Raw genomic sequence first — 16,641 nt, forward strand, 5'->3', positions numbered from 1 at the left:
GGCCGGGCCCGGCGGTGGTCGGCTCGGCTCAGCTCGCGCCGAGCGCGCTCAACGCGTTGGCGGCGCCCCGGTGCAGCGGCACCGGGTCGGTGCGGCGGGCGGTGTCCAGGCTGATCCCGGCGGCGGCCGGGCTGGCCTGGGCCAGGGCGTCCTTCTTCTCGAAGAGCACCTTGGTCACCGCGCAGGCGACGTTGGCGTCCAGGTTCTTGCGCACCAGCAGCACGTTCGGCACCACGATGGTCGGGGTGTCGGCGCCCGTCTTGTAGGTGTCCTTGGCGATGGTGCCCGCCTGGTACGCCGGGTTCAGCTCCGCCAGCTTCGGCAGCAGCGGGCTGATGTCGATGAACTTCACCTTCTCCCCGGCGGTGGTGAACAGGTCGGTGAGCCCGCCCGTGGGCACCCCGCCGGACCAGAACAGCCCGTCGATGCTGCCGTCCTTGATCCCGTCGACGGTCTTGGTGAGGTCCAGCCGCTGCGCCTGGACGTCCTTGGCCGGGTCGAGGCCGGCGGCGGTGAGCAGCCGCTCGGCGATGACCTCGGTGCCGGACTTCGGCGAGCCGGTGGAGATCCGCTTGCCCTTCATGTCGGCGACCGAGTTGATCCCCGAGTCCGCCCGCACCACGACCTGCGTGTAGTTGTCGTAGATCCGGGCCAGCGCCTCGACCGGCTGCGGCGCGGCGAAGCTGCCCTTGCCCTGCGCGGCGTTGACGGCGGTGTCGAAGAGCGAGAACGCGACGTCGTAGTTGCCCGCGACGAGCTGCTCGATGTTCTGCACCGACGCGCCGGTCTCGGCGGCGGTGCCGCTCAGCTTGCCGCCGGTGGCCGGCGAGAGCTGGTTGGCCAGGGCGTTGCCGACGACGTAGTAGACGCCCGTGGCGTTGCCGGTGGCGATGCCGATCCGGGTGTCCTTGTCGACGGAGCAGGTGATCTCGTTGGACGCGTCGTCCTGGGCGGCCCCGTCCTGCTTGCCGCCGCAGCCGCTGGTGCCGGCCGCGACGAGTGCGAGCGTGCTCGCGACGGCCGCGAGTCGTGCGCTGGTGCGCCTCACGTTGGTTCCTCCCTCAGTTCAGCCGGTCTCCCGGCCCGCGGTTCGCCGGACTGTGCGGCGATCCCGCGTCGGAACAGACAACCCGTCACGGTGGCGGCGGCAAGCGCGACGCCGACCGCGACGGGGACAGGTTCGAGCCAGAGCAGCGTCAGCCCGGCGATCGCGCCGAGGATCCGTTCGGGCCCACCGGCCCGGCCGACTCCGGGCAGCCAGCCGCCGGCGGCGACGGCGAGCAGTGCGACACCGAGTGCGGACGCGGCCGTGGCGAAGGCGATCCGCCCCGGGCCGCCGGTGGCCAGCAGTCCCAGCCCGTTCGGCGTGACCACGAACGCGATCGGCGCCAGGTACGCCGGTAGCGCGTACCGCAGGGCCTGCCACATGGTGCCGACCAGCCGGCCGCCGGTGACCGCGGCGGCGGCGACCGCGGCGAGCGCGGTCGGCGGGGAGACCTCCGAGAGCACGGCGAAGTAGAAGACGAACATCGCGGCGGCGGGGGCGGCGACCCCGAGGTCCAGCAGCGCCGGCCCGATGATCACCCAGCCGATGACGAAGGAGGCGGTGACCGGGACGGCCAGGCCGAGCAGGGTCAGCGCCACCGCCGCGAGCACGGCGGTGAGCAGGATGACGATGGTCGGATCGGTGCTGACCGCCTTCGCGCCGCCGACCAGCAGCGCGGCGGCCTGCGGCCCGAGGCCGGTCTTGGTGGTGGTGGCGGTGATGATGCCGGCCGCCGCGCAGACCGCCGCCACGGCGAGCACCCCGCGTACCCCGGCGACCGCGGCGGTGACCAGCCGGGCCGGGGTGAGCCGGTGGGTGCGGTCCAGGAAGGACAAACCCACCGCGACCAGGGTCGCGATGACCACCGCGCGGGTGGCCGAGAGCCCCACCGCCAGGCCGCCGATGATGACGAAGAGCGAGGCGAAGTGGTACCCGGAGCGGGCCAGCAGCCGCTTCGCCGAGGCCACCTCGATGGTGACCGGCCGGGCCCCGAACCGCCGGGCGTCGATCTCGACGGAGAGCAGGATGCCCAGGTAGTACAGGACCGTCGGGATGGTGGCCCAGGCCAGCACCCGCAGGTACGACACGCCCAGGTACTCGGCGATGATGAACGCGGCGGCCCCGAGGGTCGGCGGGGAGAGGATCGCCCCGACCCCCGCCGCCGCCAGCATCCCGCCGGCCCGCTCGGCCGGGTATCCGGCGCGGCGCAGGATCGGCCAGGTCACCGCGCCGATGCTGACCGTGGTGGCCGCCCCGGAGCCGGAGACCGTGCCGAGCAGGAACCCCGACGCCACGGCGGTGCGCCCGGCGGCGGTGCGGGAGCGGCGGAACGCGCCGGCGGAGAGCTCGACGAAGAACCGGCCCGCGCCCGAGAGGTCCAGCACCGCGCCGTAGATGGTGAAGAGCACGATGTACGAGGCGGCGACGTCCAACGGGGTGCCGTAGAAGCCGCTGTCGGAGTTGTAGAACGCGTCGACGAGTTGGGTGAAGTCCAGCCCCGCGTGGGCCACCGGCCAGGACTGGGGCAGCAGCCCGCCGTAGTAGCCGTAGCCGAGGAAGACCAGGCAGACCACGGGCAGCACCCAGCCGGTCGCCCGCCGGCACGCCTCCAGCAGCAGCAGGAGCAGCACCGTGCCCAGCACCACGTCGATCGGGGCGAGCAGGCCCTGCCGGTCGAGGAAGGCGTCGTACCCGCCGCCCCCGCCGCCCATCGCCAGCGGCAGCACCGGGTACAGGCAGACCACCAGGGCCAGCGCGGCGAGCGCCCAGTCCAGCCGGCTGGGCGACCCGCCGGCCGCCCCACCGCTGGCCACCGCGTCGGGCGTCGTCCCGTTGGGCGTCGTCCCGTTGGGCGTCGTCGCGTCGGATGTCGTCGCGTCGGGCGTCGCGTCGGGCGTCGCGTCGGGCGTCGCGTCCGTGGACGGGCGGCGCAGGGGCCAGGGGGTGCGCAGCCCGGCGGGGTACGCCAGGAAGACCAGTGGCAGCACGCCGGCGAGGAAGATGATCAGGTAGAACTTGCTGCCCTGGGACAGCGGTCGGAAGACCTGCCAGAGGCTGAGCAGCGCGACGGCCAGCGCGGCGGCGCTGAGCAGCACCCCGACCGGCCCCTTGAGCTGCCGGCCGGGCCGGTCCTCCTCGAACTGGGCGGCCAGCTCCTGGGCCTCGCGGGTGGCCCGCGCCACCTGCTCGCCGCTGATCCGGTGGGTGGTCTCCCCACCGGGGGAGTGGGAGGCGGTGCCTGCCCGTGGCGGGGGGACGGGCCAGTCCACCGTGTCGACCGCAAGGCGACTCGGGGCGTCGGAGGGCTCGGGACCGGTCGGCTCGGTCCCGTCGAATGATCGGTCAGACGATGACACGAAGCGGCACGTTACGCCTACTCGGCGGCAATAAGAACATAGCCTTCGATATTTTATGAGGGTTTTTTCGGGGGGCCCCGGCGGGGCGGCCGGGCGACCGTCTTTGCAACGTTTACCTTTTGGAAAACCTTAAGGAATCCATAAATTCGTCCGCCGAAGATTCGGCGGTCGGGCGCGCGCGTGGCGGGAACGCGCGAGCGCGGCGGGTCGCCCCGGAGGTGCCCCGCCCCCCACAGTGGAGGGCGCGGAGGGCCGCAGCGCGCGTGCCGTGACGTGCGCGTGGCGCGCGGCGATGCGGCCGCCCGAACGGGGCAACGCGGATGCGCCGGATACGGCACACTGGTCCGGCGAGTCCACAGTGCGCCGAATCAGCGCCTGGGACACGTCCGGCTGAGGCGCGTGGATCGGGTGGCGCGCGGGTCCGTGGTGCGCCGATTTCGCCGCATCTGGTTCGGTGATTCTCGGATTGGCCGCTGCGGATCCATACTGGGCCGGTTGGCCGGCGCGCGGATCCGTGTCGCCCCAATCAAGCGGCGCGTGCATTCATGCTGCCCGAATGACGCGACGCGTGGATTCGTCGCGCGCTGATCGGACACCCATGAATTGCTGACACCGGCTTGGTCGCCCGTGAGGTCCGGGGCCTCCGAGCGGCCGCCCCCCCGCACGACCCCCCCGCACGACCCCACCCCGACGGACGACCCCACCCCGCCGACCCCGAAACCCCTCCACAGCCCCAAGATCCGCGCATTTTCCCTGAAAATGCTGCCTCGATGGGGCGTCCAGCCAGCATTTTCCCCGAAGATGCGCGGATCTTGACCCCTCCGGGGAGGGGTGATGCCCCGCGACCGCGCCGGCCGCGACCGCGCCGGCCGCGACCGCGCCGGCCGTCAGCCGCGAACACGAGGGGCGGCAGCGGGTTCCGGGCGCGCAGGTGGTGGACCACCGCGCCGATCAGCTGGAGGATCAGGCCCACCCGCTGCGGCGATCCCGGGCGGCGCACTTGCTGCGTGGAAGGTGATGGCCCCGGCCGGCTCGCCGAGGAGGGGTCAGCGGAGCGGGGTGCGGGCCAGGGTCGTCGACACGGTACGCAGGACCGCCGGCTGGTGCTCCGTCAGGAAGAAGTGCCCACCCGGGAGGACCTGGAGGTCGAACGGGCCGGTGGTGTGCCGCTCCCACGCCTTGGCCTCGTCGACCGTCGTCCTCGGGTCGGCGTCACCGGTGAAGACCGTCACCGGGCAGGTCAGCCTCGGCCCCGGCACGTACTCGTAGGTCTCGGCCGCCCGGTAGTCGCTGCGGATCGCCGGCAGCACGGCGCGCAGCAGCTCGGCGTCGTCGAGCACCGCCGAGAGCGCGCCACTGAGCCTGCGTACGTCGGCCAGCAGGCCCTCGTCGTCGAGCAGGTGCACCGTCTCGTGCCGGGCGACCGACGGGGCCCGCCGCCCCGAGGCGAACAGGTGCGCGGCCGGGGTGCCGTGCTCGGCCTCCATCAGCCGGGCCAGCTCGAAGCCGACGCTCGCGCCCAGGCTGTGCCCGAAGATCGCCAGCGGCTCGTCCAGCCAGGGTCGGAGCGCCGCGAACACCCGGCGGGCCAGCTCGGGGACGCTCTCGACGCACGGCTCGTGGCCACGGTCCTGCCGCCCCGGATACTGGATCGCGAGGACCTCGACGGCCGGCGACAGCGCGCGGGAGACCGGGAAGTAGAAGCTGGCGGACCCACCGGCGTGCGGCAGGCACACCAACCGCCGGGCCCCGGCCGACGCCGGATGGAACCGGCGGACCCACTGGGCGTCGTCTGAGTCGGTCATCGAGACGCGATCCTTCCAGCGCTGGTGGTGCCGCGATTGCGGCGACCCGGGTGCGATCAGGACCCGGACGGTAGTCGCCCGCCCCCGCTCCCGGCCACCCTGGCGACTGCCATCCAGCGCTGCCGCAGGTCACGGCCGGGAGTTGAGGCGTCCCGACGGCGGGGCCGGGGGCCTGCGGCAGCGCGACGGCCGGACCGGCTCAACCTCGATCTTGCGCAGGACGTGAACCCGGGCCGGCCGTCGCCCGTATCGATGCGGGAAGTGTCCTACTTCCCGGGTGGTCGGCCGTAGTAGGACCTTGCTCCCGGCTCGTCCGGACGCGGGCCGGTCTGACCACTTCGTACGGTAAATGATCACCACCCTCGATCGGGAGAAGCGCCTGCATGAAACGTCTCCGAAAGCCGGGCATCGCGCCGCGGCACCGTCTCCTGCCGCTGGCCGGCGGGCTGCTGGTGCTCCCGCTGCTGGCCCTGACCGCCGCGGCGGTCACGCCGCGCCTGCTCGACCCGGACACCTCCTCGGCGGCCAGCCGGGCCGGTGAGCCCTCGGCCGCCCAGGCGCCCACCGGCCAGCCGGCCGCCCCCGCCCCGGCGCAGCGCGCGGACGCCGCACCCGCAGCCGTGCCGGTCGCCGCCGGACGACCCGCCGCAGGGCAGCCCACGACCGGGCAGCCCGCCGCCACGGCCAGTGCCGCGAAGGCCACCACCCCGCCCGGGACAGTGAAGGGCGTCGCTGCGCGAGCCGGTACGGAGATCTCCGGTAGCTACCTCGTCACCGTCGAAGCCGACGAGGCCGCCCGGATCCGCTCGGACGCGCGTGACCTGGCCGCCGACTACTCGGGCCGGCTCGGCGACGTCTGGACCGCAGCGCTGCACGGCTTCTCCGTACGGCTGTCGGCCGCCGACGCCGAGCGGCTCGCGCACGACCCGCGCGTGGCGTCCGTCCGGCCGGACCTCGTGGTCGCCGCCGCCGGCACCCAGGTCGGCCCCTCCTGGAGCCTGGACCGGGTCGACCAGCCCGGCCGCCCCCTCAGCGGCACCTACGACTACGACAACGACGGCGCCGGCGCGCACGTCTACGTCTTCGACACCGGCGTGCGCACCACGCACACCGAGTTCACCGGCCGGATCGGGGCCAGCATCCCCGGCACCGACCACGAGGACTGCGGCGGGCACGGCACCGCCGTGGCCAGCGCGGCCGCCGGCACCACCTACGGCGTGGCGAAGAAGTCGACCGTGCACCCCGTACGCGTGCTCGGGTGCGACGGCGCCGGTGCGGCCGCCGACGCGCTGACCGCGATCGACTGGGTCACCGCCAGCGCGCCCCGCCCGGCCGTGGTGAACATGAGCTGGTCCACCGGCGCGCAGGACGCGCTGGACAACGCGATCCGCGCGTCGGTCGCCGCCGGCGTCACGTACGTCATCGCGGCGGGCAACTCGAACAACGGCGCGTGCGAGACCTCGCCGCAGCGCGTGGCCGAGGCGATCGTGGTCGGCGCGACCGACGACCGGGACCGTCGCGCGGGCTTCTCGAACTACGGCTCCTGCGTCGACATCTTCGCCCCCGGCACCGACATCAGGACCGGTGCCTGGACGGCCGACGACGCGACGACGACCTCCGGCGGCACGTCGCTGGCCTCGCCGATCGTGGCCGGGGCCGCCGCCGCGTACCTGGCCGGGCACCCGTCGGCCACCCCCGCGCAGGTCCGCGACGCGCTGGTCGGCTGCGCCACCACCGGGCTGATCTCCGACCCGGGGGCCAACTCGCCGGACCGGCTGCTCAACGCGCGCTGCGGCACCCCCGCCATCACGAACCCGGGCGCGCAGTTCACGGCGGTCGGCCAGGCGGTGACGCTGCGGAAGATCAGCGCGCCGAGCGCGGTCCGCTTCGCCGCCACCGGGCTGCCCGCCGGCCTGTCGATCAACACCACGACCGGCGTGATCAGCGGCACCAGCACCACCGGCGGCACCAGCACCGTGCTGGTCACCGCCACCACCGCGGCCGGCGTCAGCACCAGCACGTCGTTCCGCTGGAACGTGATCCTGGGCCGGGGCGCGCTCGGCGGGCCGGGCTCGCTCTGCGTGGACAACACCAGCAGCAACACCACGGACGGCAACCCGCTGCAGCTCTTCCCCTGCGGGGCCAACAACAACGCGCAGATCTTCACCGCGCACGCCGACGGCCGCTTCGAGGTGCAGGGCAAGTGCATGACCGCCGGTTCCCCGGTGGTGCTGCGCACCTGTGCCGGTGCCACGACGCAGCTCTGGACCGCGCGCAGCAACGGCCAGGTGGTCAACCCGGCCACCGGTAGGTGCCTGACCGCCGCGTCCGCCGACTGGAACGCGCTGCTGTCGCTGACCACCTGCGGCACCGGAGCGCTCCAGGTGTTCCGGGCGCCGTCGGGCCTGGGCACGGACGTGGTCTCGGTGGAGAACCCCAACTTCCAGGGCACGGTCCGGGGCACCACGATCCGCAAGGCCGTCTTCGCCTCCAACCTGGACAGCACGCAGCGGCTCACCTGGTCGGCGACCCGGCTGCCCACCGGGCTGTCGATCAATGCCACGACCGGGATGATCAGCGGTACGGCCAGCACGATCGGGACGTACGCCGTCACCCTCACCGTGACCACCGAGGCCGGCCGGACCGGCACCGCCTCCTTCACCTGGCAGGTCGGCCACGGCCGGATCCTCGGCGTCAACGGCCGCTGCGCGGACCTGCCCAACGCCGACAACACGAACGGCCGCCAGATCCAGCTGCACGACTGCAACACCAGCACCGCGCAACTCTGGACGGCGCGCTCCGACGGCCGCCTCGAGGTGTTCGGCAAGTGCATCACCATCGCGGCCGACGGCGTCTCCGTCGTGCTGAGTGACTGCGGCACCGCGGCGGCGCAGGTCTGGGCCGTCTCCGGCGGCACGCTGCGGCACACCGCGACCGGGAAGTGCCTCACGGCCCCGGGCGGGGACAACGACGTCAAGCTCACGATCGACACCTGTGCCACCCGCGCCGGTCAGGTCTGGAACCTGCCGACCGCCCCGGTCGTGCTCGGCGGCATCGCCAAGCAGGAGTGGGCGACCACCAACGCGCCGACGCTCGCCGTCAGCGCGAAGTCGGCGCAGCCCATCAGCCGGTACGCGGCCACCGGCCTGCCGCCCGGCCTGACCCTGAACGCGGCGACCGGCGTGCTCTCCGGCACGCCCGCCACCATCGGATTCAACGAGGCGATCGTCACGGTCACCGACTCGGCCGGCGGCATCGGCGCCACGGCGTTCCAGTGGGTCGTCTTCCACGGCCAGATCCGCAATTCGAGCGGCTGGTGCCTGGACAACTCGCGCGGCGGGACCACGGACGGCAACCCGATCCTGGTCTGGTGGTGCAGCGACAGCGGCACCCAGCAGTGGGTGGTCCGCCCGGACGGCGCGCTGCAGGTGCAGGACGGCTGCCTGACCGCCGCCGCGCTCGTCACCCGCCGCACCTGCGACGGGGCGGTCGACAAGGTCTGGCAGGCGACCGCCAACGGCGAACTGCGCAACCCGGCCTCCGGCAAGTGCCTGACCGCGCCGTCGCTGGCGTACGACGTGCAGTTCACGATCGCGAACTGTGCGGCGACGGAGCTGCAGATGTGGGCGCTGCCCACCGCACCGCGCATCACCACGCCGATCCCGCAGCAGTCCGTCACCGGCAGGGCGGTGTCGCTGGCGCTCGGCGTCACGTCCAGCGGCGGGACGCCGACGGTCACCGCGACCGGCCTGCCGGCCGGCATGACCGTCTCCGGCACCACGCTCACCGGCACGCCGACCACCACGGGCCGGTACGCGGTGTCGGTGCGCGCCCAGTCGACGTCCGGCGTGGCCACCGCGTCGTTCGTCTGGCTGATCGTCGCGCCGGGCCAGGCCGGGCTGATCATCCACCCGGCCGGCTACTGCGTCGACGGTGGGGGCCCGAACCGCAGCCTGTGGCTGTACGGGTGCAACTACACCGGCGCGCAGCTCTGGACGATGCGCGCCGACGGCCGCATCGCGGCCGGGGACAGCTGCGTCATGCCGCTCGGCGGCGGCACGGCGTCCGGCACGCAGGTGGGCACCGCCACGTGCAGCAGCACGAACGCGGCGCAGGTCTGGACGGTCGAGTCCGGCAACGCGGTGAAGCACACCGCCTCCGGCCTCTGCCTGACCGCGCCCAGCCCGAACGACCTGGCCGGCCTCTACCTGGGGGCCTGCTCGGGTAGCGGGTGGACGCTGCCGGTCCGAGCCTGACAAGCGTCGGCCGGGCCGCAGCACGCGGCCCGGCCGACCGCCGCCCGGAACGTCCTGCGCGCCGCCGAGCAGGAGCAGCAGCAACCCGGCTGCTTCCGCCGCGCCTCCGGGTGCGTTTCATGTCGCCAGGGCAGCAACGACTGCACCCCAAGAGCTTTGCCTCGTACGCGATGAGGGGCGTCGCGGTGGGCGACCACCGCGACGCCCCCTCGGCCGGGTCAGGACGCGGCGCCCTGGGGCTGCTCCGTGACCGGCTCCGCGTACGCGACGAGCCGGGCCGGCAGGTCGGTGCGCCGCTTCACGTCGAGCTTGCGGTAGACCCGGGTCAGGTGCTGCTCCACCGTGCTCACCGTGATGAAGAGCTTGCTGGAGATCTGCCGGTTGGTGTGGCCCTGGACGGCCAGCGCGGCCACCCGGCGTTCGGCCTCACTGAGCCCGTCGTCGGGCTCCTGCCCCTCGGGGCTCACCGCGAACGCCGGGGGCAGCGGGTCGCCCGGCTCCCGCCGGATCAGCCGCTGGGCCAGCACCGAGGCGCCGCAGTCCTGCGCGAGCTGGTAGGCCCGGCGCACCAGCAACCGGGCCCGCGCCGAGTCGCCGGCCCGTTGCAGGCTCTGCCCGGTGTCGCCGAGGGCCCGCACCAGCTCCAGCCGGTCGCCGCAGCTCTGCAGCAGGTTGACCGACTCGGAGAGCAGCTTGCGCCGGTGCTCCGGGGCGGCGGTGCCGGCCAGCAGCCGCAGCGCCCGGCCCCGGGTCCGCTCGTCGACCCCGTGCGGCAGGCGGAGCTGCTCCTGCAGCAGTTGGGTGGCGTGCGTCTTGTTGCCGACGCTGAGCTGCACCCGGGCCAGCTCCAGCCGCCACGGCACCAGCCCGGCCACGTCGAGGCGCCAGGCGCGCATCAGCTCGCCGCACCGGCGCAGGTCGGCGTTTGCCGCGTGCGGCCGGCCCGCCGCCAGGTGATGCCGGCCCCGCGCGGCCAGGTAGTGCAGGCCCAGCGGGGTGCGGAACATCCCGTCCGGCACCGGATGGGCCAGCCAGCGGTCGGCCTCGGTGAACCGGCCCGCCTCCGTCGCGGCGGCGATCAGCGTGGCCAGCGGGGCGGCGATCGCCACGCCCCAGGCCGGGGCGGGGACGTCCGCCAGCGCCGCCCGCGCGTGCTGCTCCGCGCCGGGCAGGTCGCCGAGGCGCAGGGCCGCCTCCGCCCGTGCCGCCCGGACGACGGCACGCCAGACCGGGGCGTGCCGCACCGCCACCCGGTCGAGCAGCAGATCGCTCCAGGCCGCCACCCGGTCCGGGCGGCCCGCCCAGAGCAGCGCCAACAGCGGGGCCGTGAGCAGCCCGAGCGCGCCGTCGTCGGTGTGGTGCCGGTGCAGCAGTTGCTCGGCGGCGGCCACCGGGTCGTTCTCACCCGTCGGCATCAGCACCGCGCCGAGCACCGTCACCGCCTGAAGCTGCGGGCTGATCGTGGTCGGCGCGATCCCCACCCGGCTCCAGGTGCTCGGGGTCTGGCGTACGGAGGCCAACTGGTCGGGGTGGGAGAGGGAGACCAGCAGCTGCATGGCCCGCAACCGACCGGCGACGTTGGCGGTGGGCCCGTGGCCGCCCTCGGGGGAGAACCCGCTGACCGCCTCGGTGGCCTCCTCCGTGCGCCCCTGCCAGAGCAGGTACGGCACGGCGGAGAGCGCCGCGTCGGTGGACCAGCCGTCGGCGCGGGCGGCGTCCACCAGTTCGGTCAGGTGCCCGTCCACGGCCAACGGGTTGACCTGCCAGCGGGCGTTGACCAGCATCGCGGTCGTCGCCGCGCGCTGCTGCTCGTCGACCTCGACGCGGCCCACGAGCCGCAGGCAGGCCGATGCCATGTCCGGCCGGCCCGACGCCAGGGCGTGCGCGGCGGCGGTGGAGAGCACCGGCACCGCCCAGGCCGCCTCGGCCCATCCGGCGGCGATGAGGTGCTCGGCGACCACGCCGGCCTCGACGCCGTGCTCGTGCAGCACCTCTGCGGCCCGCCGATGCAGGCCGCGGGCCTCGGCGGAGGACATGTCGGCGAGGATCGCGCGGGTGATGCGAGGGTGGCGCAGTTGCTCGGCGTCCATCAGCCCGGAGGAACGCAGCACCCGCACCGCCGGGGCGGCGGACTCCGGCACCATGTCGAGCAGGTGACCGAGCAGTTCCGTGGGGGCGGGGCGGTTCAGCACGGCCAGCGCCTGCGCCACCCGGCGGACCGCCGGCTCGTGCCGGTAGAGGCAGCCGAGCACGGCCTGGTCGAACGCGTCGCCGTCGGACGGGCCGCCGTCGAGCGCGGTGCCGTCGAGTGCGGTGCCGTCGGACGGGCCGCCGTCGAACGCGGTGCCGTCGAGTGCGGCGGGGGTCGGGTCGTCGCCCGCCCCGGCTCGGCAGCGCTCGCCGATCAGCGCCCGGACGAGCAGCGGATTGCCGCCGGTCATCCGCAGGCAGCGCTCGGCGGCCCGCAGGGCGGTGGCCCCACCGTTCTCGTCGATCAGCCGGGCGACCCCGTCCAGGGTCAGCGGCGGCAGGCCGATCCGCGAGAAGTACGGCTGGCTGAGCAGCTCGGCGCGGAACTGCGGGTGCGGCGGTCGCTGCGTCGCGGCCTCGGCCAGCAACACCATGATCCGGGCGTGGCGCAGCCGGCGGGTGACGTAGAGCAGGCAGTGCAGTGACGCCGGGTCGGCGTGGTGCACGTCGTCCACGGCCAGCACCAGCGGCCCGGCGTCGGCGAGGTCGAGCAGTGCGGTGAAGAGGCCGTGCAACAGGGGCGCCCACCCCTGATCGCCGCCGACGTGCGGCCCGCCGGCCAGATCGCCGCCGGACTCCGACAGGGCGTGGGCGGTGTCGCGCATCAGGCCCTGAACCCGGCTCGCCACCTCGGGGTCGAGCCGGGCGCTGTGGAACAGCTGCCCCAGCAGCCCCAGGTGCAGGCCCCGCTCCGCCCGGGAACCCGCGGCGCAGAGCACCCTCCCGCCGGCGGTTGCCGCCCACTCGCCGAACGTCTCCAACAGGCTCGTCTTGCCGCTGCCCACCGCGCCGGTCACCAGCACGACGTGCCCGCGCGTCTGCTCCTGACAGGCCAGGAACGCCTCCCGGAGGCGGTTGAGCTGTTCCTCTCGCTGCACCAGCACCACTCGTGTCAGCCCTTCTCGTACGCGACGTCGAACCGGCGTCACCGCAACTGGCCGACGCCGCCCCCCAAAGCCGGACCGCCGCCCCTTCGCCACCGCACGCCCCACGGGCGGATGGCAGAGCGCACCGGGCGCCTGCCGGGTGGATCCGGACGATCCCCTGCCGAACCGCGCTCCCCAGCGAGCGATTCGACGTCCAAGCGAGTCTGGCACCGGGCCGGGGGTGCGACAACGGGCGCGAGACCCCATCGTTTCGCGGTCAAACCTGTGGGTGCGGGCGACGATTAGGGGTTGCCAAAAGCCCCAACAGGGGAGTCGGATCCGACCGGGTGGCCACCAGCACCGACCATCATGGACGGTGGGGGAGCGACGATCGGGATGACCGTGTCCTCCGGTCGGTGTCGCGCCGGGACCGGATCGCTCGTCCCGCCGTCGGACCCGACAGCGCCGAAGACACGGTAGGGCCGCCGACGACACCGGGCCGCCGACGGGACAGGGGCGCCGATCAGATCGGCCGGCCGCCGTCCGGGCCCGGGTGGGCGCGGGCGGTGCCCCGTCGGTCGGCCGGCGTCCCGGCGGGCCGGTTCAGCCGCAGCCGGGCGGAGAGCTCGTGTCGGGAGTTGACGTCGAGCTTGCGGTAGATCCGGGTCAACCGCTGCTCGATGGCGCTGACCGTCAGGAAGAGCTGCTTGGCGATCTCCCGGTTGGTGTGGCCCTGCGCCGCCAGGACAGCCACCTGGGTCTCGGTGTCGTTGAGCCCCGCCATCGGGATCGGCACGTCGACGCCGTCCTCGCTCGACCCGGGGCGGGCGACGGTGAGGCCGGGCTCCAAGGACGGGATGCCGCACTCCTGCGCCAGCGTCCGGGCGGCCCGCGTGACCTTGCGGGCCTGGTGAAGGTCACCGGCCTGCTGGTAGGCGTGCCCCAGGTCGGTGAGGCTGTGCGCCAGCTCGCTGCGGTCGCCGCACTGGCGCAGCAGCAGCACCGAGCTGCGCAGGTGGGGGATCGGGTCCCTGCCGTCCTGCGCCGCGGCCAACACCCGCAGGGCGACGGCCCGGGGCCGAAGGTGGGTGGGGGACATCCGGTGCAGCTCCTCCTGGACCAACTTCTCGGCCTGCCGGTGCCGGCCGAGCTGGAGCAGGGCCCGGGCCGCCTCGGTCCGCCAGGAGATCAGGGCCGGCAGGTCCAGCCCCCACGAGGTCATCAGCTGCCCACAGAGCTGGAAGTCGGCCAGGGCGCTCTCCGGGCTGCCGGACGCGAGCGCGTGCAGGCCACGGGCGTGCAGGTAGTGCAGCCCGAAGGGGGTTTCGAAGAGCCTCGGCGGCACCGGCACCTGCAGGCAGGCCGCCGCCGCGTCGAGCTCGCCCATCAGGGTCAGCGCGTGCAGCCGGATGGCCAGCGGTATCCCGATCACCACGCCCCAGCCCTTCGGGGAGAGCTGACTCAGGGCCTTCTCGGCCATCTGCTGGGCCCGGGGCAGGTCCCCGCGCCGGCCGGCGATCCCGGCGTCGAGGGCGGCGAGCATCGCCGCCGGGGTGGGCTGCCGGTTCGCGGTCGCGCGGTGCTCCAACCGGCCGCACCAGTCGCCGGCCAGGTCCAGCCGATCGGCGTAGATCATCGTGATCAGGGCGCAGACGGCGGTCCACATGTCCCGTTCGTCGTCGAGCCTGATCGTGGCCAGGGCCCGCTCGGCGCGCTCGACGGCGCCGACGTTGCCGCGTTGCAGGACCGAGGCGACCATGGTGATGCCCTGGAGCCGACGTTTGATCTTGGCGATGGTGAGTGGGTTGCGGCCGGCCAGGGCGAGCGTCGACCGGTCGACGCTGACGCCGGGGTAGAGGCTGGTGATCCAGCCGGTGGTGACGAGCAGTTCGGCGGCGGAACGCGGATCGTTGCTGTCGGAGCGGTCGCCGAGGTGGTGGACCAGCTCCAGGGCCCGGTCGAGCTCCCCGTGCCAGAGCAGGTAGTGGATCGGCCCTGCGGCGAGTCGGGTGCTCAGGTGCCCGGCCCGGACGGCGCTGGCCACGCCGATCAGGTGCGGGACCACGGCCTGCGGGTCGAGCCGCCACTCGGCGCGGGCCAGCGCGGAGCGGATCCGCGCCCGTACGTGGTCGTCGGCGCAGTTGCGGTTGGCGCGCCGCAGGAAGCGCAGCGCGCTGTCCACCTCCCCGTCGAGCAACGCCTGCTCACCGGCGTCGAGCAGCACCTGGGCCATCCAGGGCTCGCTGAGGTCGTCGGTGCGGGCCAGGTGCCGGGCGATGCGGCCCGGTGGCTCGCCGTCCTCGTGCAGCAGACAGGCGGCCGTGCGGTGCAGCCGGGCGCGCTCCTGCGCGGTCATGCCGTCGAGCACCGCGCGGCCGACCACCGGGTGCAGCCCGTTCTCGCCGATCAGACCGGCGCTGGTCGACTCGTCGATCGCCCGCAGGCTCGACTCCGAGCGGACGTCGATGAGCTGGGGCAGCAGGGTGCCGTGCCGGGGCTCCTCGGTCACCGCGAGCACCCGGGCGGCCTTGAGCACCAGGTACTCGCAGCGGTAGAGGCAGCTCAGCACGGCCTCCCGGAACGCCTCGCCGACCTCCGGCCGCTCCGTGCGGCGGGGGGCGGCCGCCAGGTGGTCGTCGGCGAGCGCCCGCAGCAGCAGGGGATTGCCGCCGCTGAGGCGGTGCGACTCGTCGGCGACGGTGCGGGCCGCCGGAATGCCGAGCCGGTCGGCCAGCACCTGGTACGTCCCGTCCCGGGTGAGCAGGGGGAGCCGGATCCGGTGCAGCCGCGCGGGTTGCAGCAGCTCGGCGTAGACCTCGGGGTGCCAGGGGCGGGTCCGGGGGGCCTCGGTCAGCACGATCAGCACGGGCAGGCCGGAGACGCGCCGGGCCAGGTAGTCGAGGCAGCGCAGCGACGGCACGTCGGCGTGGTGGACGTCGTCGACCGCGATGATGATCGGCCCTCGCGCGGCCAGCTCCAGCAGGGCGCCACCGATCGTCGCGGTGATCCGGGCCGGTCCGTCCAGGTCGTCGTCGGCCAGCTCGGCGCAGGCGAGAGCGGCCTCGTCGAGCAGCCGCCAGAGGCGGGTGCGTTCGTCGGCGTCCAGCGGTGCCGCCCGGATGAGTTGCCGGACGACCTCCAGGCCGACGGTGCGCTCGGCGCGGGAGGCGTTCGCCGCGAGAAGACGGACCCCGGACGCGACGGCCCGCCGGGCGAGGGCCTGCAGCAGGGCGGTCTTGCCGGCGCCGACACAGCCGGTCAGCACGGTGACCGGGCGGTCCTCGGCGAGCGGGTCGACGGGACGGAGCAGGCCGGCGAGCCGCTGCTCCAGAAGGCCGACCTGATCGGAGCGTTCGGTCAGCTCCATGGGCGTGGCCTCGGCTGGGGCGTGTGGTTCGCCGTCACCGGGTGCGCCGCCTTCCTTGGTCTGTCATCGCGCCGGGCCATGCTCGGAGACCGGCAATTCACTATCCGATCCGGTATTAGCAATATAGACAAACGTCATAAGGTAACCCGGATGCCATAGATTAACTTGAGTGACTGCGGCTTCCGTGCCGAGGCGCTACCGGCACCTTCGGCAATTCCCGGCACCTCGGGCCGCGTCCCTCCCGTCATCGACAGATGTGCATGATGGGAGTATGGCATTCTCCGAAATGGGCGGCAAGCGGAAGCTGCGTAAAGGATAGGCAACATCGGCGGACCGCCGTCGACCCCGCCGAGCGTCGACGAAACTGACAGCGCACCGTTGCCGGACCATTTCACAACGTAATACGCGAACTTTTCTCCGGTCGGTTGACGCCCTTCTTCGGCCTGCCGACAAATGCGCAGAAAGGTGCATGAGTCCGAAGTTGGCCGCCCCGGCCACCGCGCGGCGGCGGAGCGGGGCGGCGGTGCCCCGGCGGGGGCGGCGCGGTGCCCTGCCGGGGGCGCGGCGCGATGCCCGGCGGGACGGGCGCGGCGGGGCGTCGTGGCTGGCGGTGAGCCTGCGCCGCAGGCGTCCCGGCCCGTGCGGCGGGCGCGAACCGGGCGGTGGCCGTCCGCTCTCGGGCGCGAACCGGGCGG

At 74.1% G+C, this 16,641-nt stretch carries 6 protein-coding genes; 1 reads left to right on the forward strand and 5 read right to left on the reverse strand.

Annotation, left to right across the window (positions count from 1 at the left end; all coding sequences use genetic code 11):
• Nucleotides 1–28: 28 nt before the first annotated feature.
• The 3 genes from ACLQ2V_RS21095 to ACLQ2V_RS21105 form a co-directional block, all read right to left on the reverse strand.
• Entirely contained in the window at nt 29–1,048 is a 1,020-nt protein-coding gene (locus tag ACLQ2V_RS21095; RefSeq protein ID WP_425720254.1) for a TAXI family TRAP transporter solute-binding subunit, read from the reverse strand.
• Complete coding sequence (locus ACLQ2V_RS21100; protein ID WP_425720255.1) at nt 1,045–3,315, reverse strand: TRAP transporter permease; 2,271 nt, start codon at nt 3,313–3,315, stop codon at nt 1,045–1,047. The genes ACLQ2V_RS21095 and ACLQ2V_RS21100 overlap by 4 nt, the downstream gene beginning before the upstream one ends.
• Nucleotides 3,316–4,448: 1,133 nt before the next feature.
• Nucleotides 4,449–5,207 (reverse strand): thioesterase II family protein, encoded by a 759-nt coding sequence (locus ACLQ2V_RS21105; protein WP_425720256.1) that lies wholly within the window; start codon nt 5,205–5,207, stop codon nt 4,449–4,451.
• A gap of 383 nt (nt 5,208–5,590) precedes the next feature.
• On the opposite strand from ACLQ2V_RS21105, the gene ACLQ2V_RS21110 reads away from it, so the two are divergent.
• Complete coding sequence (locus ACLQ2V_RS21110; RefSeq protein ID WP_425720257.1) at nt 5,591–9,463, forward strand: ricin-type beta-trefoil lectin domain protein; 3,873 nt, start codon at nt 5,591–5,593, stop codon at nt 9,461–9,463.
• A gap of 218 nt (nt 9,464–9,681) precedes the next feature.
• Here the strand turns inward: ACLQ2V_RS21110 and ACLQ2V_RS21115 are convergent, their stop codons facing one another.
• Nucleotides 9,682–12,591, reverse strand: a complete 2,910-nt coding sequence (locus tag ACLQ2V_RS21115) for an AAA family ATPase (protein WP_425720258.1) — start codon at nt 12,589–12,591, stop codon at nt 9,682–9,684.
• 511 nt (nt 12,592–13,102) lie between these two features.
• Nucleotides 13,103–15,946 (reverse strand): AAA family ATPase, encoded by a 2,844-nt coding sequence (locus tag ACLQ2V_RS21120; RefSeq protein ID WP_425720259.1) that lies wholly within the window; start codon nt 15,944–15,946, stop codon nt 13,103–13,105.
• Between the last annotated feature and the right edge of the window lie 695 nt (nt 15,947–16,641).

It is taken from the genome of Micromonospora sp. DT233, assembly GCF_049841815.1.
Classification (GTDB): Bacteria; Actinomycetota; Actinomycetes; order Mycobacteriales; family Micromonosporaceae; genus Micromonospora.